The following is a 20,802-nucleotide window of genomic DNA, read 5'->3' on the forward strand; positions in this document are numbered from 1 at the left end:
CGGGCAGGGACAGTCTCGTAACGCAAGTGATACTCACCCGAACGCCGTGGCGCTCAGGCCAAACGCCGCCGGGCCAGGGACAATCAGGCCATACGGGCGCCCGAGGCGCGTTCGGCAGCGTCGCGGATCGCGCGCATGTTCGCGCCATAGGGCGCCGGGTTGTCGACCGAGCCGCCCTTGAACACCGCCGATCCCGCCACCAGCACATCCGCGCCCGCCGCGACGACTTTCGGCGCCGTCTCGGGCGTGACGCCGCCATCGATCTCGATATGGATCGGGCGGTCGCCGATCATCGCGCGCAGGGCGCGGATCTTGGCGGTCATGTCGATGAATTTCTGCCCGCCGAACCCCGGATTGACCGTCATCACGCAGATCAGGTCCGTCAGGTCGAGCACATGCGCCACGGCCTCGGCCGGGGTGCCGGGATTGAGCGCCACGCCCGCCTTTTTCCCCGTCGCGCGAATGGCTTGCAGGGTGCGGTGAATGTGCGGCCCGGCCTCGACATGGGCGGTGATGATATCGGCCCCGGCCTCGGCGAAGGCGTCGATATAGGGGTCGACCGGCGCGATCATAAGATGCACGTCCATCACCGTCTTCACATGCTTGCGGAACGCGGCGACGGCGGGCGGGCCGAAGGTCAGGTTCGGCACGAAATGGCCGTCCATCACGTCGACATGGACCCAGTCGGCGCCCTGCGCCTCGATGGCCTGGATCTCGCGGCCGAAATCGGCGAAATCGGCGGACAGAATCGAGGGCGCGATCTTGATCGGCGACGGGAAACTCATGACAGGCATAGCTCCGGTATGGCAGGGTCGATGCGTGGTGCCCTAAGCCATCGCCGCGCGCCCGTCCATACCAAACCGCAGGCCCAGCAAGGAGCGCTGCATGCGCGATGACCTGAACTTCCTTCTGACGCTTCTGCTTGGCGTGGCGCTGGTCGTGGCCTTTCGCCGGATCCGCGCGCTGGAGAAACGGTTGCGCGGGCTCGAGACCGAGGCGCAGGGCACGCCTGGATCGCGCGTTCCGGGGCAGGGCGCGCCGATGGCGCCCGGCGGCGCGGCCCCCCGGGTTCCGCAGGCGGCCCCCCCTGACGAGACTCCGCCGATCGCAGCACCCCGGGGCGACACGCGCACGGGACAAGCCTGGCGACCCGCGCCTTTCGCAGCCGGACAGGCACTGCGCCGGGTCATGGACTGGCTGCGGGCCAACTGGATCTACCCGGTGGCGGGCACGGCGCTGATCATGGCGGCGATCTACCTTGTGCAGTATTCCATCGAAAAGGGCCTGTTGTCGCCATCCGCACGGATCGCGCTGGCCGTCGCGCTCGGGGCTGTGTTGATCGCCGGGGCCGAAGCCTTGCGCCGGCGCTGGGGCGACGGGGACAGCGGGGCGCGCCTGGTCCCCGCGACGCTGGCCGGGGCGGGCGTTGTCGCGCTGTTCTCGGCCACGCTTGCCGCGCTGCATCTCTACGCGATGCTCGGCCAGATGGGCGCCTTTGCCATGCTGGCGGCCATCGCCGCGCTGGCCATGGCGCTGGGGTGGGTCCACGGGCCGCTTCTGGCCGCCATCGGCGTGATCGGCGGCAGCGCCGCGCCCTTTCTTCTGGGAGGCGGCACCGTCCCCGGCGCGCCGGTCTTCGGTTATTTCCTGATCCTGTCGTGGCTTGGCCAGGGGATCGACGGCTATCGCCGCTGGGGCTGGGTTTCGGTGCTTGCCGTGACCCTGCCGATGGCCGGCGGCTGGCTGATGTCGCAGGCCGGAGGACCCGGATGGGCGCTGGCTGCGATGGCGCTTGGCATCGCGTTGCCCGCGCTGGCGCTGCCCGGTGGCACGCTGATCCCGCAGGCCGAGGGGCCGATGCTGCATCGCTGGCGGCAGGCGCGGCCGTCGCTGACCGTGCTGGCCGGGGCGCTGGCGGTTCTGGGCGCGCTTCTGGCGATCCTGAGCACCGTCCCCGCGCCCGCGAACACGCTGGCGCTGGGACTTCTGGCCGCGGTGCTGCCGCTCTGGACCCGGCGCGCCCCGGTCTTTACCAGCCTCGCGCTGCCCGTCTCTGCCGCGATCCCCTTGGCGGTCGGCGCAAGCCTGATCACCACGCCGTTGTTTCTGTCCTTCGTACTGAACGCCGCGACATGGAACGTGATCGCAACGCTGGCGCTGTCCGCGCTGGCCGGCGCGGCGATGCTCTGGCGCAGCGAGGCCGACGCGGCGCAGCGCGGCTTCTGGGGGATCCTTGCCATCGCCACCCCCGGCGCGACGGCTATCGCGATCGAGCTGCTGTGGCGCCCGCTCAGCCTGCTTCCCGTTCTGTGGCCCTTTGCCGTGATGGCGCTTGCCGGAGCCGCCGCCGCGGTGGCGCTCTGGGCGGCGCGGCGCGATGCGGGGCAGGGCGCGCGGCTGGGGGCGGCCATCGTGGGCGCCTATACGATGATCGCCCTGGCGATGACGCTGCTGATCTCGGACGCGGCGCTGTCGCTGGCGCTGGCGGTTCTCCTGGTCACCGCGGGCGCGATGGACCGCCGTTTCGATCTGCCCGCGCTCGGCTGGATCCTGGGCCTCGGCGCGATGGCGATGGGCTGGCGGTTGATGCTGGTGCCGGGACTGGGCGCGCTGATCGACGGCGAGGTTTCCACGCTCGATGTCTGGCTGACCTTTGTCGCGGTGCTGGCCGGGCCCTTGGGCGCGCTTGCGCTGATCCGCGGCCTGGCACCGCATCCCGCGCGCGATTGGGGACGCGTGGTGACCGAGACGGCGCTGAGCGCAAGCGTTCCGGTGGTTCTGATCGTGATCTTCGCACGGTTTCTCGACGGCATCTCGGCCCATGCCGCGCTGGGTGTCGAGGCCAGCGTGTTGATCGTGCTGGCCTGGGTTCAGGCGCAACGCGCCGAGCGGCTGTCATCCAGCCGGGCGATGCTATGGGTGCGACGCATCCTGTGCTGGGGGCTGGGTATCGCGGCGGCGTTCTGTCTGTGGATCGGTGCGGTCATCCTGTCGCCGGTTTTCGGCTTTGGCTTTGGCAGTTCGGTTTCGGGCTGGCCGATCCTGAACGATCTGGCCTTGGCCTATGCCGTGCCGGCGCTGCTGTTGTGGGGGGCGTTGCGGAGGCAGGGCGGCAAACGGGGCCTGCTGGGCCGCCTGATGGCGCTGGCGCTGGTCGGGATCTGGATCGCCACGGTGATCCGGCACCTGTGGCACGGCAGCGCCGGAATGTCGCTGGGCGCAGGCTTCCTGCAGGGCGAGCTCTATGCCTATACGCTGGCGCTGCTGGCCGCCGGCGCCGTGGCCATGGCGGTTGCACTGCGGACCGGGCGCCACATGATCCGCGTGGCCGGGCTGGCGCTGATCGGCGTGGCGGCGGCCAAGGCGTTTCTGATCGACGCGTCGGGCCTGTCGGGGCTGATGCGCGTGGGGGCGTTCCTGGGTCTGGGTCTGTCGCTGGTCGCGCTGGCCTGGCTCAACGCATGGGTCACGGCGCGGATGCCGGGGGGAAAAGACCTGCCGGAAACGCCGGAATGAGGGGCCCGGCCAGGCTCGATGCCTGAGTCCTATAATCTGTATTATGTAACTTGCGGTAGTACCCCAAGCATCATATTTCGGTACAGCAACAGTTTGTAACGCCCCTGAAACCCGTCGAAATGTGTCCCGGCCTTGCAATTTGTGCAGAGGTGTGAAGAACTGGCGACGATCTTGGACGCAAAGGTGTCGCGCCAAGGTCGGCCGCCTGTTCCGTTCAGCGGCGAAATGCCCTGAAATCATGCCTTTACGAGTTCTTAATGTTTGACCCCTATGCCGGTACCCGACCTTGCACGCCCCTGTTTCGCTTCGCGGTGACGAAGGAAGACGACGCATGATCCTAGGCCACGCGCCCCAAGAACAGCATTCCGGTGTCGAACCCGTCTTTCATCCGCTGACGGGATGCCGGTCGGTGCTGCTGGTCGATGCCTCCGACGCGATGCGCTTCCTCGATGCCCGTCCGAACAGACAAAGCGTCGTGCTGACCCGCATGCGGCACCTGACACCCGCCATGCTGTCCTCGACCAATCCCGATGCAGTCATCGCGCCGCTCATGGCGGCAGACTGGGATATCGTCGATCTGGGCCTCATACTGGAAGCAATGGGCTATCGCGGCGACCTCTTCGCGCTGTCACGGCCTTTGCCGCATGCGGAACTGATCCTGCGCGAACTGACGGCGATCTGCCCGCGCCTGTCGGTTCATCTGCTCTACGACCGGCAGGGCTGAACCCGCCGGTCATCGCGCATCACGTCGCTCACTCGCCGCGCGGAAAGCGCTGATTGTCTTCCAGCACGTTGAGATCCATGTGGTTGCGCATGTAGCGCTGGCTGGCATCGCGATACGGCTGGAAATCCCAGTCGGTATAGCGCCCGGCGCGCAAGGCGTCGTACACCACCCAGCGCCGCGCCTGGCTTGCGCGAACTTCGGCGTCGAAGGCCTTGAGATCCCAGCGGGCTTTCGCCATCTGCCGGAAGCGATCAAGCACCGCCGCATAGGCCGGATCATCCGCCAGATTGTGCCGTTCCCCCGGATCGTCCTCGAGATTGAACAGCAATTCGGGATCGGCGTCGCAGGCGATGTACTTCCACGCCCCCTCCACCAGCCCGACCATGGGCGCGATGCTGCCCTCGGCCGCGTATTCCATCGGAACCGGACCACGCCCGCCCGTGCCATGCAGCAGCGGCAACAGGCTTTCGCCATCGGTCCACGCGCCGATCGCGCTCATATCGCAGCCCGCCAGGTCACAAAGCGTCGGCAACATGTCGAGCGTCGAAACCGGCTGATCCACCCGCTGCGGCGTGATACCCGGACCCGACAGCCAGAACGGCACGCGGCCCGAATTCTCGTAGAACGCCATCTTGAACCACAGACCCCGGTCGCCCAGCATCTCGCCATGATCGGACAGGAAGACGATCACCGCCTCCTGCCGCGTGCGGTCGAGCGTGTCGAGGATCTCGCCCACCTTGTCATCGATATACGAGATATTCGCATAGTAACCGCGCTTTGCCCGGCGTATCTGATCGTCGCTCGCATCGAAATTCTTATAATCGAAGCTCTCGAGCAACCGTTTTCCATGCGCGTCCTGCGCGTCATACGGGATCGCCTCGGACGGCTCCAGTTCGGGCGAGCCCTCGTAGAGATCCCAGTATTTGCGCCGCGCCACGAAAGGATCGTGCGGATGGGTGAAACTGACATGCAGACACCACGGACGCGCATCCTGTCCGCGCGCCAGATCGTAAAGCTTCTGGCAGGCCAGATGCGCGACATCGTCGTCGTATTCCAGCTGGTTGGTGATTTCCGCGACCCCTGCCCCGGTCACCGATCCCAGATTGTGATACCACCAGTCGATCCGCTCGCCGGGTTTGCGGTAATCGGGGGTCCAGCCGAAATCGGCGGGGTAAATGTCCGTGGTCAGCCGCTCTTCGAACCCGTGCAACTGGTCGGGGCCAACGAAATGCATCTTGCCCGACAGCGTGGTCTGGTAACCCTGAGCGCGCAGGTGATGGGTATAGCACGGGGTGTCCGAGCGGAACTCGGCCGCGTTGTCATAGACCCCGGTGCGGCGCGGCAACTGCCCGGCCATCACGCTGGCCCGCGCGGGCGCGCAAAGCGGGCTGGGGCAATAGGCGCGCGAGAACCGCGCCGAACCCTCGGCCAGCCGTCTGAGATTTGGCGCATGCAGGAAATCGGCCGGGCCGTCCTCCATCAGCGTTCCGGTCAATTGGTCGACCATCAGGATCAGGATGTTGGGACGGGTCATTGCAAGCCTTTTTTCAACGGGTTGTGCGCCGATGCTGACGCGGAACATTCAGCCCGGACCCGACAATTGCGACCCTGTGACGCGGCAATTGCGACAGCGGGGCGCATGGCTTAGGCTGCATGCGTTATCGCTGCCACAGGTGCCCCATGAGCCGCAAGTCCAAGCTTCTGCTGATCCTTCTCGACGGCGTCCCCTACGCCAATTGGCGCCGCTATTTCGGTTGCCTCGAAGGCTGGGTCGACAGCGGCGAGGCGCGGACCTGGAAGATGCGCGCCACGCTGCCCTCGATGTCGGGGCCCTGCTATGCCACGATCCATACCGGCGTCGCGCCGCAGGTCCATGGCGTGTTGTCGAACGGCCATATCCACCGCGTCGACATGCCCGATATCTTCAGCGAAGCGCGCAAGGCCGGGCTCGTGACCGGCGCGGTGACGCATTCCTGGTGGTCGGAATTCTTCAACCGCGCGCCCTTCGACTATATCCGCGACATCGAATACGACGAGCCCGAGAGCGACGCGATCAATCACGGGCGCTTCCACACCATGACCGGCTACGACCTGAAGAACCAGGCGACGCCGTCGGATGTGGATCTCTTCGCCACGCTGACCTCGCTCTGCGCGCGCTTCTCGCTGGATTACGGCATCCTTCATACCTGTACGCTCGACAGCATGGGCCACCGTTTCGGCCATGAATGCCCCGAGATGGACCATGCCTGCGCGCTTCTCGACGCGATGCTGGCCAAGTTCCTGCCCGCCTGGCGGCAGATGGGTTACGAGGTGATCGTCACCGCCGATCACGGCCAGTCGCTGCGGGGCCATCACGGCGGCGCGGGCGAGGATCAGCAGGATTTCGCGCTTTACTACTTCGGCGCGGGCGACGGGCCGTCCAAGGACACCCTGCTCGACCAGCGTCAGCTTGCGCCCACCGTGCTGACCCGGCTGGGCGCCACCCTCCCCGGGACGATGAAACACGCCCCCTTCCTGCGCTGAGGAAAACCGTGCCCCTTCACTTTGCGAAAAATACTCCGGGGGGCCTGGGGGGCAGAGCCCCCCTTTAACTTAACTCAATGGGGCAGAGCCCCCCTTAAACATGGCTTACCGGGGCGGAGGCCCCGCTTCACCGATGGGGCCCCTGCCCCTCAAGCGCGTCTCAGATGCCGAAATCGCGCAGCTTGTCCACCAGCCCGGCGGTCGAGGCGTCGCGCGCTGCGGCGGGCGCCTGACCTTCGAGCATCGGCAGGATCTCTCCGGCCAGCACCTTGCCCAGCTCGACACCCCATTGGTCGAAGGAATTGATGCCCAGCACCACGCCCTCGACGAAAACGCGGTGCTCGTACAGCGCGATGATCGCGCCCAGCACGGCGGGGGTCAGCTTGGGATAGATCAGCATGGTCGAGGGGCGGTTGCCCGGAAACACCCGGTGGCGCGCCTGGCGCTCCAGCTCGTCGCCCTCGAGCCCGGTCTCGGCCATCAGCGCCCGCGCTTCCTCCAGCGACCGGCCCCGCATCAGCGCCTCGGCTTGTGCCAGACAATTGGCAGCCAGAAGCCGATGCTGATGCGCCAGCGCGGGCTCGTGCCCCTTGCCCGCCAGCAGGAACTCGCAAGGGACGATATCGGTGCCCTGATGGATCAGCTGATAGAAGGCGTGTTGCCCGTTGGTGCCCGGCTCGCCAAACACGATGGGGCCCGAGGGCACCTCGAGATCGGCGCCGTCCATCGACACGCGCTTGCCGTTCGATTCCATCTCCAGCTGCTGCAGATAGGCCGGCAGACGCGCCAGACGCTGATCATAGGGCAGAACCGCGCGGGCGGGATAGCCGCAGACCTGCCGGTGCCAGATCCCCACCAGCGCCAGCATCGCGGGCATGTTTTCACCCAGCGGCGCCGAGCGGAAATGCTGATCCATCTGCGCGGCCCCCGCGAGGAAGGCGCGGAAATTCTCGGGCCCGATGGCGATCATCAGGCTCAGCCCGATCGGCCCCCACATCGAATAGCGCCCGCCGACCCAGTCGGCGAAGCCGAAGACGCGCGCGGGGTCGATGCCGAAGGCCGCGGTCTTGTCGAGCGCGGTCGACAGCGCCACGAATTGCCGCGCCGGATCGGCGACCGAGCGCGCCATCCACGCCTTCGCGGTCTGCGCATTGGTCATCGTCTCGATCGTGGTGAAGGTCTTCGAGGCGACGATCACCAGCGTGGTATCGGGATTGAGCCCGTCAAGCACCTGCTGGATCTGCGCGCCGTCCACATTCGAGACAAAGTGACAGGCCGGCCCGTCGCAATACGGGCTGAGCGCCTGCACCGCCATGGCCGGCCCCAGATCCGAGCCGCCGATGCCGATATTGACGACATCGGTGATCCGCCCGCTGCTGCCGCGGATCCGCCCGTCGCGCAGATCGCGTGCGAAGCTCTCCATCCGGGCGAGCGTGGCGCGCACGTCGGGCATGACATCGCTGCCGTCGACAAGCACTTCCGCGTCGAGGTTGCGCAGGGCCGTATGCAGCACCGCGCGGCCTTCGGTCTCGTTGATCGCAGCCCCCGAGAACATCGCCTCGCGGCGGTCTTCGACGCCCGCCTCGCGCGCCAGTTCAAGCAGCGCGTCGCGAGTCGACTGATCTATGTTAGTTTTTGAATAATCGAAGAAAATCTCGCCGGTCTCGGACGATTCGAGGCTGATCGAGAAGATCTGAGCGCGGCTTTCGTCGGCGAAAAGATCGAGGATCGGCTGCTGTGCAACCTCGCGCAGGCGGTCGCGCAATGCGGCCCAGTTGGTCATCAAAACGTTCCAGATGTTGTGTCCCGCCATTCATGCCAATTCGCGCATGACTTGCCCAGAGCAAAATGTCCCCGCGCGCCCCCCGAGGGGTATTCGCTTGGGTTGTGACGTGTTCGGGCAACAGCCGGGCTTGCGCCCCGCTCCATCCTGCGCACAATGCCCGCCATGACCCGCGCTTTTTCCGCCGACACCCGCATCCTGACGACCGAGGCCTGCATGGCCGAAGGCGCCGAATGGCTGGCCCGTACCGAGCCGCGTTTCGCGCAGGCGCTGGAGCTGTGCGGCCCGCCGCCCTTGCGCCGGCGCCCCGACGGGTTCGACAGCCTGGTCGGCGCGATCGTCAGCCAGCAGGTTTCCGTGGCCTCGGCGCGGGCGATCAGCGCGAAGCTGCAAGCGGCCGATCTGCTGCGCGCCGACCGGATCGCGGCGGTGGATGAAGAACATCTGCGCGCACATGGTCTGTCACGACAGAAAGCCCGTTACGTCAAGGCCCTGGCGGACGCGGCAATCGATTTCGACGCGCTGCGCGAGGCGCCCGAGGACGAGATCCTGTCAACCCTGACCGCCGTGCCCGGCATCGGCCGCTGGACCGCCGAAATCTATGTCATGTTCAGCCTGGGCCGTGCCGACACCTTCGCGCCCAACGATCTGGCCTTGCAGGAAGCTGCGCGGCTTCTGTTCGCGCTACCCGAGCGCCCGCGCGAAAAGCCGCTGCGCCAGATGGCCGAAGCCTGGGCGCCGTGGCGCACGGTTGCCGCGGGGATGCTGTGGCATTACTACCATCACGCGAAGCGCCGCGAAGGCGTTGTCTGACATTCGGAAAGGACGTTCCATGCCCCCTCGCCCGCTGACCTCGGACCGCAAGGGTGCGCCCAAGGGTGCTGCGAAATCACTGGTGATCTTCGTGCATGGCTATGGTGCCAACGGCGCCGACCTGCTGGGGCTTGCCGATCCGCTGGCGCCGCATATGCCTGACACGGCCTTCTATGCCCCCGATGCGCCCGAGAAATGCCAGGGCAACCCGTTCGGGTTCCAGTGGTTTCCGATCCCGTGGCTGGATGGTTCCCCCGAAGAGGTGGCGCTGGCGGGACAGGTGCAGGCCTCCGAGGACCTGAACGCCTTCATCGATCAGGTGCTCGAGGCCGAGGGGCTGAGCTCCGATGCCCTGGCGCTGGTGGGCTTTTCGCAGGGCACGATGATGAGCCTGCATATCGCGCCCCGCCGCGGCCAGCCGATTGCCGCGCTGGTGGGCTTTTCGGGCCGGATGCTGCAGCCCGAAACGCTGGAGGCCGAGGCGCTCAGCAAGCCGCCCGTCCTTCTGATCCACGGCGATGCCGACCCGATGGTGCCGGTCCAAAGCCTGCCCGAGGCCGCCGATGCGCTGGTCAAGGCCGGGTTCGAAACCTATGCCCATGTCTGCAAGGGTGTCGGCCATTCGATCGACAATGAAGGCCTGTCGCTGGCGCTGGGTTTCCTGAAGGACAAGCTGCCGGGCTGAACAGGCCACCTGCCCCCTTCTGCCCGCGATCACGGCGCTGTTGCACAAGTGTGATGCAACCGCGCCAGAATGCGGCCAAGCCCGCGATGTCGCGGGCTTGCCAGAGGGAAAACACCGGATATAGTCGAAGCACACGACCGCTCCGACCAGTCCAAGGCAGGAGACACGCAGAATGGACGGCGACTTCAGGCAAAGCTTCGTGCACGAACCCGCGGCTTTGAAACATTTTCCGGCACTCGTCCTGAACGCCGATTACCGTCCGCTCAGCTATTACCCGCTTTCGCTCTGGCCGTGGCAGGAAGCGGTCAAGGCGGTCTGGATGGACCGCGTGACGATTGCCGCCGAGTACGAGCAGACGGTACACAGCCAGAAGCTCGAGATGCGAATACCCTCGGTCGTCGTGCTGAAAGATTTCGTCAAACCCCGAAAGCGCGTGGCCTTCACGCGCTTTAATCTTTTCCTGCGCGACGAATTCACCTGCCAGTATTGCGGCTCGCGCCATGACCTGACCTTCGACCACGTGGTGCCCCGCGCGATGGGCGGCGTGACCAGCTGGGAAAACGTCGTGGCCGCCTGCGCGCCGTGCAACCTGCGCAAGGGATCGAAGAGCCTGCGCGCCTCGGGGATGCGGCTGGCGCGGCCCGCGCGCCGGCCCCATGCCGCCGAACTCATCGACAAGGGCCGCCGCTTCCCGCCCAACCACCTGCATGAAAGCTGGGCCGATTATCTCTACTGGGATACCGAACTGGAAGCCTGACCGGTCCGAGGCTTGACAGCGCGGCTTTGTGCTGGACTTTGGGCGCCAAGCGGCCTATCCCGGCCTGAAGTTACCGCTAACACCGCAGGAGCCCGCCCATGGTCGCCCGCGTCATTCCCGTCGATCCGTTCGACCTTGTCATCTTTGGTGCCACCGGCGACCTTGCCCGGCGCAAGATCCTGCCTGCGCTCTGCCGTCGCTTCGGCGAAGGTCAGATGCCCGAGGGCGCGCGCATCATCGGTGCCGCGCGCAGCGAGATGTCGCGCGATGACTTCATCGAGATGGTCTCGCAGGCTTTCGACGAATTCCTGGGCGCACAGGCGCCCGACGCCGCCCAACGCGCGGCTTTCTTCGAGCGTCTCGACTACGTCGCCATCGATGCGATGGGCGATGACGGCTGGACCACGCTGGCCGGACAGATGCGTGAAGATGTCGTGCGCGCTTTCTATTTCTCGGTCGCGCCCTCGCTCTTTGGCCCGCTGGCGGCCAATCTGGGCAAGTTCCGGATGATCACGCCGCAGACGCGGATCGTGGTGGAAAAGCCCTTCGGCAACGATCTGCAGACCGCGCGCGCGCTCAATCACACGCTGGCCGAGTTCTTCGACGAAACGCAGATCTACCGGATCGACCATTATCTGGGCAAGGAAACGGTCCAGAACCTGATGGCCGTGCGCTTTGCCAATATCTTCTTCGAACCACTGTGGAACGCGCGCTTCGTCGATCATGTGCAGATCACCGTGGCCGAGACCGTCGGCGTTGGCGGGCGCGGTCCCTATTACGACAAGTCGGGCGCGATGCGGGACATGGTGCAGAACCATCTGATGCAGCTTCTGTGCCTTATGGCGATGGAGCCGCCCTATAAATTCGATCCCGACGCGGTGCGCGACGAAAAGCTCAAGGTGATCCACGCGCTCGACCCGGTGGCGCCGGCGGATGTGGTCCGGGGTCAGTACGCGGCCGGGCCCGAAACCGCGTCCTTCGCGGACGAGGTCGAGAACGCCAATACCGCGACCGAAAGCTATATCGCGCTGAAAGTGGGGATTTCCAACTGGCGCTGGAAGGGCACACCGTTCTATCTGCGTACCGGCAAGCGGCTGCGCTCGCGCGTGTCGGAAATCGCCGTGGCCTTCCGCGACCCGCCGCATTCGATCTTCGGCGAGGATGCACCTTGGAAAGCCAACCTGCTGGTCATCCGCCTGCAGCCCGACGAGGGCATGACGCTGAAAGTGATGATCAAGGAACCCGGCCCCGGGGGGATGCGGCTGAAGAACGTGGCGCTGGACATGTCCTTTGCCGAGGCTCTGGGCGATGATCTGCATATCCCCGACGCCTATGAGCGGCTGATCATGGACGTGATCCGGGGCAACCAGACGCTGTTCATGCGCGGCGACGAGGTCGAGGCCGCCTGGGCCTGGACCGATCCCATCATCGCAGCGTGGCAAGGCTCCGCCGACAAACCGGCAATGTACGATCCGGGGTCGTCGGGGCCGGACGAAGCGCTTAAGTTGATCCACATGGACAACAGAAGCTGGCGCGAGATCCGTTGAATGGACTTTGTCGAATATTCCGACGCCGACATGATGATGATTTCCGTTGCGCGGCACCTGTCGCGCGACCTGCGCGAGGCGCTGGCGCGGCGCGACCGGGTGCTGTTCGCGGTGCCGGGGGGCACGACGCCCGGGCCGGTTTTCGACATGCTGGCAGCGGTCGATATGGAATGGGAAGCGGTCGATATCGTGCCCGGCGATGAACGCTGGCTGCCCGAGGATCATCCCCGCTCGAATGCCGGGCAGGTACGGGCGCGGCTCTTGCGTGACAAGGCCGCGGCGGCGACCCTGTTGTCTCTCTGGCGCGACGTGCCGACGCCCGAAGAGGGCGCGCCCCTCGTGGCCGAGGCTCTGGCGCCGCATCTGCCCGTCGACGTGGCACTGGTGGGGATGGGTACGGACATGCACACGGCCTCGCTCTTTCCCGGCGCGGAGGGGTTGGAAGCCGCGCTGGCCTCCGACGCGCCCGCCGTGCTGCCGATCAGCGCCCCCGGCGCGCCCGAACCGCGCGTCACGCTGAGCGCGCGCATCCTGCGCGAGGCTTTTGCGCTGCATGTGCTGATCACCGGGGACGAGAAACGCGCGGCCATCGAGCGGGCACAGAAGCTTTCGCCGATGGAGGCGCCGATCGCCGCCCTTCTGTCGAAGGCCACGGTGCACTGGGCGCCCTGAGGGCCGGCGCCTAGCGCGCCATGACCCCGTCGGGCAGATGCGCGGCAAGCCCCGCGCGCACCCGCTCCTCGCAGGCGCGGGCCAGGGCCTTGCGGTCGCTGGTTTCCGTGATGGGCAACGGCTCGTGGAAGATCAGCTCGACCCGTCCCTGCCGCGGCTGGGCCAGGACCCGCAGGAAATGCGCGCCGAATCCCAGGTCGCCCCACCAGCCATAGAACCGCGCGTCGCGGCCTTTGGGCGCGATATAGATCACGCTGACGGGCTGGATCGACAGGATGCCAGCCAGTTCCTCGGCAAAGAAAGCGGCAAAAAGCGTAGGCTTGAACGGCAGCACGCGAATCCCGTCCGAGCTGGTGCCTTCGGGGAAAAAGCACAGGTGATGCCCCGCGCGCAGCCGGGCCTCGAAGGTCAGCTTCTGCGCTCGCGCCTCGCGCGCCGCGCGCCGGATGAAGATCGTCCCCGTCGCGCGGGCAAGCCATCCGATGCCGGGCCAGGTGGCGATCTCGTCCTTGGCGACGAAATAGATCCGCTGGGGCGCGTTCATGACGAAGATGTCCAGCCAGCTTGCATGATTGGCCACCACCGCGCCGCGCCGCCGCATCGGCCGTCCCTGGGTTCTCAGCCGCAGCCCCAGGATTGCCAGCGCGGCCTTGCACACACCCTGCGTGACGAAGGGCGTCACCGGACGCCGCAGCCCGAAAACCGGACGCTCGAACAGCCGCAACGTCAGGTGAACCAGCAGCCCGCCGAAGACCACGACCACCAGCACCGGCAACCGCAGCGCCACGACCAGCCAGCCAAACGGCCCGATCCGCACGGGCGCGGGCGTGCCCTCGGTGAAGACCCAGGCGGGCGGGGCGCTTTTGGCGCCGTAGCGGCGCGGATCCGGGGAGGGGGGGGTGTTCTCAGCCACGCGGCGACTTCCGGGTGTAGTAATCGAAGGCCCGACCGGACATCGCCGAGGTGTCCATGATCAGGCAGATATCGGTGGTGTTGAAATCGTGATCGACAAAGGCGCCCTGCCCCACGAAGCCGCCGAGCCGCAGATAGGCGCGGATCAGGGGCGGGATCGCCGCCATCGCCGCGCGCGCGTCGATCCCGGCCGGATCGGGCAGGTCGGGCCTTGCCGCGCCCTCGGGACGGGCATGGACGCGCAGCGCCTCGGGAGCCAGATGATGGGCGTACAGGAAGCTCAGCGCGTGGGCATGGCGCTGCGGATCGGCGCCGTGGAACGAGGCCACGCCGAACATGATCTCGATCTTGCGCGCGATCACGTACTCGGCCAGTCCGTTCCACAGATGCACCATCGACGCGCCGCGCCGATGCCCCCGGTGCACGCAGCTGCGCCCCAGCTCGACCAGTTTCCGACCGCTGGCGCGCAACGGGGTCAGGTCGAACTCGGCATCCGAATAGAAACAGCCCAGATGGTCGGCGCGGTCTTGAGGCAGCAACCGGTAAACACCCACAACATGGTTCAGCGTCGCGGGATCGGCATGGCGGTCCACCAGCACCAGATGGTCGAAATACGGATCCAGCGCATCGCGTTCCAGCCGCGCGGCGTGGTCGGCCCCGGCGCATTGCGCGCCCAGTTCCTCAACGAAGACCGCGTAGCGCAGGCGCTGCGCCGACAGCAGGTCGGCCTCGTCCGCAGCCAGCCGGACGGCATAATGGGCGTCGCGCGCGCCCTCTTCCCCGCTGATGCGTTGCTCCATACCCCGTATCCCTTTGCACAACCTACGCGTTTGACGAACGCGTCCGTTGTCGCTTACAGTTTCGTTAACCTTGTTAACTTAGTCTCCGATCCGTTCAGATTCCGGGAACCCATTCGAGATCGATCACCTGTGTATCCACGACGACTTTGCCCGCTTCTTCGAAATTCACCGTCACGCGCGCACCGACCACGGACTGGACCTGTCCAAGGCCCCAGTCGGGTTGCGACGGATGACGGACGAACATCCCGGGTTCGAGGAGTTGAGCCATGGTAACTCTCCAGTCCAGTATCGGGGGCCGCATGATGGCCGATGACGAACTTGCCGCCTTGGTCGGCTCGCGGCTGTGCCATGATCTGGTAAGCCCTCTGGGCGCGATCGGCAACGGGGTCGAGCTTCTGGGCATGATCCAGAATGCCTCGGACGAGCTGGGTCTCGTCGAAGACGCGGTGCAGGTGGCGCAGGCGCGGATCAAGCTGTTCCGCCTCGCCTTTGGCCGGGCGCATGATATGCAGGATATCCGCCCCTCCGAGATCGAGGAAGCGGCATCCAGCCTGTCCGCCGCCGGGCGGTTGCGGATCCGCAACGACATTGCGCAGCCCCTGCCCCGGATGCGGGTCAAGCGGCTGATGCTGGCCCTGCTCTGCCTCGAATCCGCACTGGCCTATGGCGGCGAAGTGGTGATCACGCCCGACGGGGTCAGCGCCCATGCGGCGCGGCTGCGCATCGACCCCGATCCATGGAGCGCGCTGGCGGCGGGTCAGCCGCCCGCCGAGCCGCGCAGCGACATCGTGCAGTTCATCCTGCTTGTCCGGACCGGCCCCGTCGTTGTCGACGAGGCCGAGGGCCACTTGGCGATCAGGGTCTGATCGTCCCGTCCCCGGTCACGAGGTACTTGAAGCTGGTCAACTGCTCGGCACCCACCGGCCCGCGCGCATGCATCTTGCCCGTGGCGATGCCGATCTCGGCGCCCATCCCGAACTCGCCGCCATCGGCGAACTGGGTCGAGGCGTTGTGCATCAGGATCGCGCTGTCGAGTCGCTGGAAGAAACGATCAGCAACCGCTTGATTTTCCGTCAAAATAGACTCGGTATGCTGCGAGCCGTAGCGCCGGATATGCGCTATCGCCCCATCCACCCCGTCGACCAGTTTCGCGGCGATGATCATGTCCAGGAATTCGCGTCCGAAATCGTCAGCATTGGCCTCTACCGTCCCGGGAATGCTCAGCAATTCGCCTTCGGTGCGCACCTCGACACCGGCTTTCAGCAGATCCTCGATCAACACGCCGCCGTGCCTTTCGAAGAAAGCCCGGTCGATCAGCAGGCATTCGGCCGAACCGCAGATCCCGGTGCGCCGGGTCTTGGCGTTCAGCACCACGCGGCGCGCTTTCTCCAGATCGGCCTCGCCATCGGCATAGACATGGCAGATGCCTTCGAGATGCGCGAAGACGGGCACGCGGGCCTCGGCCTGTACCAGCCCGACCAGCCCCTTGCCCCCGCGCGGCACGATCACGTCGATATAGGGCACCATGCGCAGCATCTCGGCCACGGCGGCGCGGTCGCGGGTCGGCACCATCTGCACCGAGGCTTCGGGCAATCCGGCTTCGCGCAGCCCGTCAAGGATGCAATCATGAAGCGCGGTCGAACTGTGGTAGCTTTCCGAGCCACCGCGCAGGATCACGGCGTTGCCGGATTTCAGGCACAGCGCGGCCGCATCGGCGGTGACGTTGGGACGGCTTTCATAGATCACGCCGATCACCCCCAGAGGCGTGCGCACGCGCCGGATATGCAGGCCCGATTGCATGTCCCATTCGGTGATCGTCTCTCCGACCGGGTCCTTCTGCCCCGCGACCGAGCGCAGGCCCGCGACGATGCCCTTGATGCGGGCTTCGTCCAGCGCCAGCCGGTCCATCATCGCGTCGCTCAGCCCCTTGCCGCGCCCGAATTCCAGGTCCTTGGCATTGGCGGCAAGGATCGCGTCGCGCTTGGCCCAGACCGCATCGGCGGCGGCGTTGAGGGCGGCTTCCTTCTGCGCCGGTTCGGCAAAGGCCAGCTCGGCCGAGGCCGCGCGGGCCTTCTCGCCCAGGCCTTTCATCAGCGCGGCGATATCCATCTGTTCGGTGCTGCCGTCCATCATGCTGCCCTCCCTCAAAGTACCATGTCGTCACGGTGGATGAGCGCCGCACGGCCGGGATAGCCCAGCGTCTCGGCGATCAGGTCCGACCGCTTGCCCTTGATCTTGTGCGCCTCGTCCTGCGTGTAGCGGACAAGACCGATGCCGAGAACGCCGTCGGGCCCGGCAATGGAGACGGGTTCGCCGCGTCCGAACCGGCCTTCGACCGCCGTGACACCCGCGGGCAACAGCGATTTGCCCTGCATCAGCGCCGCGACCGCGCCCGCGTCCACATGCACGACACCGCGCGGTTTCATGGCCGCGATCCAGCGCTTGCGCGCCGCCTGCGGGTCATCCAGCGCGCCGAACCAGGTGCAGTTCGCCCCGTTTTCAATCGCCTGCAGCGGATGTCTGACATTACCCGCCGCGATCACCATGGCGCAGCCGCCATGCGTCGCGGTGCGGGCGGCCATGATCTTGGTCTTCATCCCGCCCTTGGACACGCCCGACACCGGGTCGCCCGCCATCGCCTCGATCTCGGGCGTGACGGCGGGGACGAAATCGAGCCTGCGTGCGGCGGGATCGACATGGGGGTTGCCGGTGTAAAGCCCGTCCACATCCGACAGCAGCGCCAACTGATCGGCACCGATGGTGATCGCCACCTGGGCGGCCAGCCGGTCGTTATCGCCATAGCGGATCTCGTCCGTGGCGACGGTGTCGTTTTCATTGACGATGGGCACGACGCCCAGCGACAGCAGCGTCTCCATCGTGGCGCGCGTGTTCAGATAGCGGCGCCGGTCCTCGGTGTCTTCCAGCGTCACCAGCACCTGCGCGGTGGTGATCCCGTGCGGCGCCAGCGCCTCTTCATAGGCCCGCGCCAGACGGATCTGGCCCACGGCGGCGGCGGCCTGCGATTGTTCCAGCGCCAGCTCGCCCCGCGGCAGGTTCAACACCCGGCGCCCCAGCGCGATTGAGCCCGACGAGACCAGCACCACGTCCGCGCCCCGCGCTTTCGCGCGGGCCACGTCCTGCGCCAGCGCGTGCAGCCACTCGCTGTTGAGCGCGCCGGTTGCAGCATCGACCAGCAACGCCGATCCGATCTTGATGACCAGCCGCCGCGCCTGAGCCAGCGACAGCGCGCTTTCCGTCAGGGTTGCCACGGTGCGTCGTCCTCGTCCTCGGCCGCGGCCTCGGTCCGTTGCGCAGAAATCTCGGTCCACAGCGCGCGCAGGACCTCGGTCACGCCCTTGCCCGACGCCGCCGACAGCAGATAGACCCGCGCGCCGGCGGCTTGTTGCAAGGCTTCGCGTTTCTCGGCGATTTCCTCGTCCGTGAGCGCGTCGATCTTGTTCAGCCCCACGACGCGGGGCTTGGCGTAGACGATATCCGAATACAGCTCGAGCTCGCGGTCGATGATGCGGAAATCCTCGGCCACGTCCTCGGCCGTGCCATCGACCAGATGCAACAGCACCGCGCAGCGCTCGATATGGCCAAGGAACTGGTCGCCCAGCCCCCTGCCCTCGGACGCGCCTTCGATCAGGCCGGGAATATCGGCCAGCACGAATTCCTTCTGGTCCACGCCGACGACGCCCAGATTGGGGTGCAGCGTGGTGAAGGGATAATCGGCGATCTTCGGACGCGCGTTCGAGGTGGCCGACAGGAAGGTCGACTTGCCGGCATTGGGCAGCCCTGCCAGCCCCGCATCGGCGATCAGCTTCAGCCGCAGCCAGATCTCGCGTTCGACGCCCGGCTGGCCCGGATTGGCCTTGCGCGGCGACTGGTTGGTCGAGGACTTGAACCGCAGGTTGCCCCAGCCACCATTGCCGCCCTTGGCCAGCAGCACCTTCTGCCCGATCTCGGTCAGATCGGCGATCACCGTCTCGCCGTCGTCTTCCAGAATCTCGGTCCCCTGCGGGACCTTCAGCACGATGTCATCGCCATCCTTGCCGGTGCGCTGTTTACCCATGCCGGGCTTGCCGTTGCCAGCAAAGAAATGCTGCTGATAGCGGAAATCGATCAGCGTGTTCAGCGCGGGCACGACTTCGGCCCAGACGTCGCCGCCTGTGCCGCCATCGCCGCCATCGGGGCCGCCGAATTCGATGTATTTTTCGCGCCGGAAGCTGGCACAGCCGTTACCGCCCGAGCCCGAGCGGATCGTGACTTTGGCGAGATCGAGGAATTTCATGTCGGAATCCCGGTTTGCGCGGTGTCATGGCCATCTGAGAACGGCGTCGCCTTGGCGATAGCTCTATGCGCGTGGCGGATCAAGGCCCGCGCTTGGGCGCGGGCCGTATGGAAAAGCGCGGAGGGCGGGTCAGCCCATGCGGCGCAGATAGGTCCAGGTTGGGACCGAACGACCGCGCGCGACCGACCAGGCCTCGGCATCGCCGATATATTCGAACCCGGCATTGGTCAGCACCCGCGCCGAAGCCGGGTTATCCTGAAACACCTCGGCAAAGACGGTCGCGTTGTCATGCGGATTGGCGTCGAGCAACGCGCGCACGGCCGCCGAGGCGATGCCCCCCCGCCAATAGGATGGCGCGACCCAGTAACCTATCTGGCTTTGCCCCCGATCCAGCGCCTTGAGCGAAATCACGCCCAGAAGCGGCGCCGAGCCAAAGGCGGTGCCATCGATCGCCCAGACGTCTTCATCGCGCGACGCCGATTGTGCCGCCTCGATGAAGGCGTCCGCCGCGCCCTTGGGCAGGGGATGCGGGATCGAGCGTGTTCCCTCAGCCAGCCGCCGGTCGCCCACATAGGCGCCCAGAAGCGGTGCATCGAGCGCGCGCAACGGTCGCAGGACCAGTCGCTCGCCGGGAATCGTCGGCTGCAGCCGGGTCGAAGCGTCGATGGTGCCGTAGGAATAGCTCATGCATCTGCTCGCGGTCAGAGGGGACAGGAAGAACACGGAAAAAACGAAGGGGGCCGGCAGTTTCCTGTCGGCCCCCCAGTAACTTGTAACTGTGACGACAGCGTTACTCGGCGGCCTCGGCCACCGGGACGATCGACACGAAGCTGCGGCCCTTGAGGCCCTTGGTGAAGGTCACCACGCCATCGGTGAGCGCGAACAGCGTGTGGTCGCGGCCCATGCCGACATTGGCGCCGGCCCAGTGCTTGGTGCCGCGCTGACGCACGATGATGTTTCCCGCGATGGCGTCCTGGCCACCGTAGATCTTCACGCCAAGGCGACGGCCCGCAGAGTCGCGACCGTTGCGGGACGAACCGCCTGCTTTCTTGTGAGCCATGGGATCTTACTCCTCAGCTTTGGCGGCCGCTTTCTTGCGCGGCGCACGTTTCGGTTTCTCGGCGGCATCCCCGGCCTCGGCCTTCGGCGCCGCTTTCTTGGCAGCGGGCTTCTTGGCGGCGGGCTGGCTTTCGGCGACCTCGACCTTGGTGCCCGAGCCGATCGCGGCTTTCACGCCCGACTTGTCCGCACCTTCGGCGAGGATGTCGGTCACGCGCAGCAGCGTCAGCTGCTGACGATGGCCCTTGGTGCGCTGCGAGCTGTGCTTGCGGCGACGCTTGACGTAGTGAATGACCTTCTCGCCCTTGATCTGGTCGATCACTTCCGCCTGCACGCCGGCACCGGCCACGAGCGGGGCACCGACGACCAGCGAGTCACCGCCGACCATCAGAACCTCGTTGAATTGCACTTTCTCACCGGCTTCCGCCGCGAGACGCTCGACGCGCAGAACGTCGCCCGCCTGGACGCGGTACTGTTTGCCGCCGGTCTTGAGGACTGCGAACATGTCCTTGTTTCCTTCGATTTCCGCGTTCTGTGGCCCCGGTTGCCCGGCGTTTCCTGGTGTTTCGTGACCCGGCATCGGATGCCGGCACCGCCTCGAACAGCGCCCCTTGCGGGTATGATAAAGATATGTGCCCCGCACCAACCGGCAGGTCGATGCGGGGCACGGGCTGCTCATAGCCCCGAACGGGGCGGAAAGTCAAGCGATCAGGTCCT

20 protein-coding genes and 1 pseudogene are annotated in these 20,802 nt (G+C 66.5%); 9 read left to right on the forward strand and 12 right to left on the reverse strand.

Annotated elements, in window-relative coordinates; genetic code table 11:
• Positions 1-83 precede the first annotated feature (83 nt).
• Positions 84-785 carry a ribulose-phosphate 3-epimerase gene (gene rpe, locus C4N9_RS05060; protein WP_109532226.1) on the reverse strand — a complete coding sequence of 234 codons (702 nt, stop codon included), beginning with the start codon at positions 783-785 and terminating at the stop codon, positions 84-86.
• Between the two features lie 100 nt (positions 786-885).
• On the opposite strand from rpe, the gene C4N9_RS05065 reads away from it, so the two are divergent.
• Positions 886-3,516, forward strand: a complete 2,631-nt coding sequence (locus C4N9_RS05065; protein WP_109532227.1) for a DUF2339 domain-containing protein — start codon at positions 886-888, stop codon at positions 3,514-3,516.
• Positions 3,517-3,847: 331 nt separating this feature from the next.
• Positions 3,848-4,240: a hypothetical protein gene (locus C4N9_RS05070; protein ID WP_109532228.1), complete on the forward strand. Its 393-nt coding sequence runs from the start codon at positions 3,848-3,850 to the stop codon at positions 4,238-4,240.
• Between the two features lie 28 nt (positions 4,241-4,268).
• On the opposite strand, the gene betC is transcribed toward C4N9_RS05070, so the two are convergent.
• Entirely contained in the window at positions 4,269-5,774 is a 1,506-nt protein-coding gene (gene betC, locus C4N9_RS05075) for a choline-sulfatase (protein WP_109532229.1), read from the reverse strand.
• 146 nt (positions 5,775-5,920) lie between these two features.
• On the opposite strand from betC, the gene C4N9_RS05080 reads away from it, so the two are divergent.
• On the forward strand, positions 5,921-6,763 hold the full coding sequence (locus tag C4N9_RS05080) for an alkaline phosphatase family protein (RefSeq protein WP_109532230.1): 843 nt from the start codon (positions 5,921-5,923) through the stop codon (positions 6,761-6,763).
• 160 nt (positions 6,764-6,923) lie between these two features.
• On the opposite strand, the gene pgi is transcribed toward C4N9_RS05080, so the two are convergent.
• The gene (gene pgi, locus C4N9_RS05085; RefSeq protein ID WP_109532545.1) at positions 6,924-8,546 is read right to left on the reverse strand and encodes a glucose-6-phosphate isomerase; all 1,623 of its coding nucleotides are present in this window, start codon (positions 8,544-8,546) and stop codon (positions 6,924-6,926) included.
• A 165-nt stretch (positions 8,547-8,711) separates the two neighbouring features.
• Here pgi and C4N9_RS05090 point away from each other — a divergent pair, with 165 nt between their 5' ends.
• The 5 genes from C4N9_RS05090 to pgl all read left to right on the forward strand — a co-directional run bounded on the left by C4N9_RS05090 (position 8,712) and on the right by pgl (position 13,020).
• Positions 8,712-9,359 (forward strand): DNA-3-methyladenine glycosylase family protein, encoded by a 648-nt coding sequence (locus C4N9_RS05090; RefSeq protein ID WP_109532546.1) that lies wholly within the window; start codon positions 8,712-8,714, stop codon positions 9,357-9,359.
• Between the two features lie 19 nt (positions 9,360-9,378).
• Complete coding sequence (locus C4N9_RS05095) at positions 9,379-10,044, forward strand: alpha/beta hydrolase (RefSeq protein WP_109532231.1); 666 nt, start codon at positions 9,379-9,381, stop codon at positions 10,042-10,044.
• 172 nt (positions 10,045-10,216) lie between these two features.
• Positions 10,217-10,801, forward strand: coding sequence for an HNH endonuclease (locus C4N9_RS05100; RefSeq protein WP_109532232.1), 585 nt, complete (start codon positions 10,217-10,219; stop codon positions 10,799-10,801).
• Between the two features lie 98 nt (positions 10,802-10,899).
• Positions 10,900-12,348 carry a glucose-6-phosphate dehydrogenase gene (gene zwf / locus C4N9_RS05105; protein WP_109532233.1) on the forward strand — a complete coding sequence of 483 codons (1,449 nt, stop codon included), beginning with the start codon at positions 10,900-10,902 and terminating at the stop codon, positions 12,346-12,348.
• Entirely contained in the window at positions 12,349-13,020 is a 672-nt protein-coding gene (pgl, locus tag C4N9_RS05110) for a 6-phosphogluconolactonase (RefSeq protein ID WP_109532234.1), read from the forward strand.
• A 10-nt stretch (positions 13,021-13,030) separates the two neighbouring features.
• On the opposite strand, the gene olsA is transcribed toward pgl, so the two are convergent.
• The 3 genes from olsA to C4N9_RS05125 all read right to left on the reverse strand — a co-directional run bounded on the left by olsA (position 13,031) and on the right by C4N9_RS05125 (position 15,000).
• On the reverse strand, positions 13,031-13,933 hold the full coding sequence (gene olsA, locus C4N9_RS05115) for a lyso-ornithine lipid O-acyltransferase (protein ID WP_483875172.1): 903 nt from the start codon (positions 13,931-13,933) through the stop codon (positions 13,031-13,033).
• Entirely contained in the window at positions 13,926-14,732 is an 807-nt protein-coding gene (gene olsB / locus C4N9_RS05120) for an L-ornithine N(alpha)-acyltransferase (RefSeq protein WP_109532235.1), read from the reverse strand. Before olsB ends, olsA begins: the two co-directional genes overlap by 8 nt.
• 94 nt (positions 14,733-14,826) lie before the next feature.
• The gene (locus C4N9_RS05125) at positions 14,827-15,000 is read right to left on the reverse strand and encodes a DUF3553 domain-containing protein (protein ID WP_109532236.1); all 174 of its coding nucleotides are present in this window, start codon (positions 14,998-15,000) and stop codon (positions 14,827-14,829) included.
• On the opposite strand from C4N9_RS05125, the gene C4N9_RS05130 reads away from it, so the two are divergent.
• On the forward strand, positions 14,999-15,598 hold the full coding sequence (locus C4N9_RS05130) for a histidine phosphotransferase family protein (RefSeq protein ID WP_109532237.1): 600 nt from the start codon (positions 14,999-15,001) through the stop codon (positions 15,596-15,598). The genes C4N9_RS05125 and C4N9_RS05130 overlap by 2 nt on opposite strands.
• On the opposite strand, the gene C4N9_RS05135 is transcribed toward C4N9_RS05130, so the two are convergent.
• From C4N9_RS05135 to rplU, 6 genes and pseudogenes are all read right to left on the reverse strand, one after another.
• Complete coding sequence (locus C4N9_RS05135) at positions 15,588-16,865, reverse strand: glutamate-5-semialdehyde dehydrogenase (RefSeq protein ID WP_168192124.1); 1,278 nt, start codon at positions 16,863-16,865, stop codon at positions 15,588-15,590. The two genes, C4N9_RS05130 and C4N9_RS05135, sit on opposite strands and share 11 nt — an antisense overlap.
• Positions 16,866-16,876: 11 nt before the next feature.
• Positions 16,877-18,001, reverse strand: a complete 1,125-nt coding sequence (gene proB / locus C4N9_RS05140) for a glutamate 5-kinase (protein WP_109532238.1) — start codon at positions 17,999-18,001, stop codon at positions 16,877-16,879.
• A complete protein-coding gene (gene obgE / locus C4N9_RS05145) occupies positions 17,989-19,026 on the reverse strand; it encodes a GTPase ObgE (RefSeq protein WP_109532239.1) in 1,038 nt (345 codons plus the stop codon). Before obgE ends, proB begins: the two co-directional genes overlap by 13 nt.
• 129 nt (positions 19,027-19,155) lie before the next feature.
• Positions 19,156-19,713 (reverse strand): GNAT family N-acetyltransferase, encoded by a 558-nt coding sequence (locus tag C4N9_RS05150; protein WP_109532240.1) that lies wholly within the window; start codon positions 19,711-19,713, stop codon positions 19,156-19,158.
• 103 nt (positions 19,714-19,816) lie between these two features.
• Entirely contained in the window at positions 19,817-20,086 is a 270-nt protein-coding gene (gene rpmA, locus C4N9_RS05155) for a 50S ribosomal protein L27 (RefSeq protein WP_109532241.1), read from the reverse strand.
• A gap of 42 nt (positions 20,087-20,128) precedes the next feature.
• Positions 20,129-20,590 (reverse strand): annotated as a pseudogene (gene rplU / locus C4N9_RS05160) (50S ribosomal protein L21); the annotation flags it as partial.
• Positions 20,591-20,802: the final 212 nt, after the last annotated feature.

The sequence above is a fragment of the Pararhodobacter marinus genome (assembly GCF_003122215.1).
GTDB classification, from domain to species: Bacteria; Pseudomonadota; Alphaproteobacteria; order Rhodobacterales; family Rhodobacteraceae; genus Pararhodobacter; species Pararhodobacter marinus.

Excerpts from the sequence above, each read along its gene's own strand:
- pgi (WP_109532545.1), bottom strand. The coding sequence starts at position 8,546 with ATGACCAACTGGGCCGCATTGCGCGACCGCCTGCGCGAGGTTGCACAG.
- C4N9_RS05130 (WP_109532237.1), top strand. The coding sequence starts at position 14,999 with ATGGTAACTCTCCAGTCCAGTATCGGGGGCCGCATGATGGCCGATGAC.
- C4N9_RS05100 (WP_109532232.1), top strand. The coding sequence starts at position 10,217 with ATGGACGGCGACTTCAGGCAAAGCTTCGTGCACGAACCCGCGGCTTTG.
- C4N9_RS05065 (WP_109532227.1), top strand. The coding sequence starts at position 886 with ATGCGCGATGACCTGAACTTCCTTCTGACGCTTCTGCTTGGCGTGGCG.
- olsB (WP_109532235.1), bottom strand. The coding sequence starts at position 14,732 with ATGGAGCAACGCATCAGCGGGGAAGAGGGCGCGCGCGACGCCCATTAT.
- C4N9_RS05095 (WP_109532231.1), top strand. The coding sequence starts at position 9,379 with ATGCCCCCTCGCCCGCTGACCTCGGACCGCAAGGGTGCGCCCAAGGGT.
- C4N9_RS05135 (WP_168192124.1), bottom strand. The coding sequence starts at position 16,865 with ATGATGGACGGCAGCACCGAACAGATGGATATCGCCGCGCTGATGAAA.
- rpe (WP_109532226.1), bottom strand. The coding sequence starts at position 785 with ATGAGTTTCCCGTCGCCGATCAAGATCGCGCCCTCGATTCTGTCCGCC.
- betC (WP_109532229.1), bottom strand. The coding sequence starts at position 5,774 with ATGACCCGTCCCAACATCCTGATCCTGATGGTCGACCAATTGACCGGA.
- C4N9_RS05080 (WP_109532230.1), top strand. The coding sequence starts at position 5,921 with ATGAGCCGCAAGTCCAAGCTTCTGCTGATCCTTCTCGACGGCGTCCCC.
- obgE (WP_109532239.1), bottom strand. The coding sequence starts at position 19,026 with ATGAAATTCCTCGATCTCGCCAAAGTCACGATCCGCTCGGGCTCGGGC.
- zwf (WP_109532233.1), top strand. The coding sequence starts at position 10,900 with ATGGTCGCCCGCGTCATTCCCGTCGATCCGTTCGACCTTGTCATCTTT.
- pgl (WP_109532234.1), top strand. The coding sequence starts at position 12,349 with ATGGACTTTGTCGAATATTCCGACGCCGACATGATGATGATTTCCGTT.
- rpmA (WP_109532241.1), bottom strand. The coding sequence starts at position 20,086 with ATGGCTCACAAGAAAGCAGGCGGTTCGTCCCGCAACGGTCGCGACTCT.
- C4N9_RS05150 (WP_109532240.1), bottom strand. The coding sequence starts at position 19,713 with ATGAGCTATTCCTACGGCACCATCGACGCTTCGACCCGGCTGCAGCCG.
- C4N9_RS05125 (WP_109532236.1), bottom strand. The coding sequence starts at position 15,000 with ATGGCTCAACTCCTCGAACCCGGGATGTTCGTCCGTCATCCGTCGCAA.
- C4N9_RS05090 (WP_109532546.1), top strand. The coding sequence starts at position 8,712 with ATGACCCGCGCTTTTTCCGCCGACACCCGCATCCTGACGACCGAGGCC.
- C4N9_RS05070 (WP_109532228.1), top strand. The coding sequence starts at position 3,848 with ATGATCCTAGGCCACGCGCCCCAAGAACAGCATTCCGGTGTCGAACCC.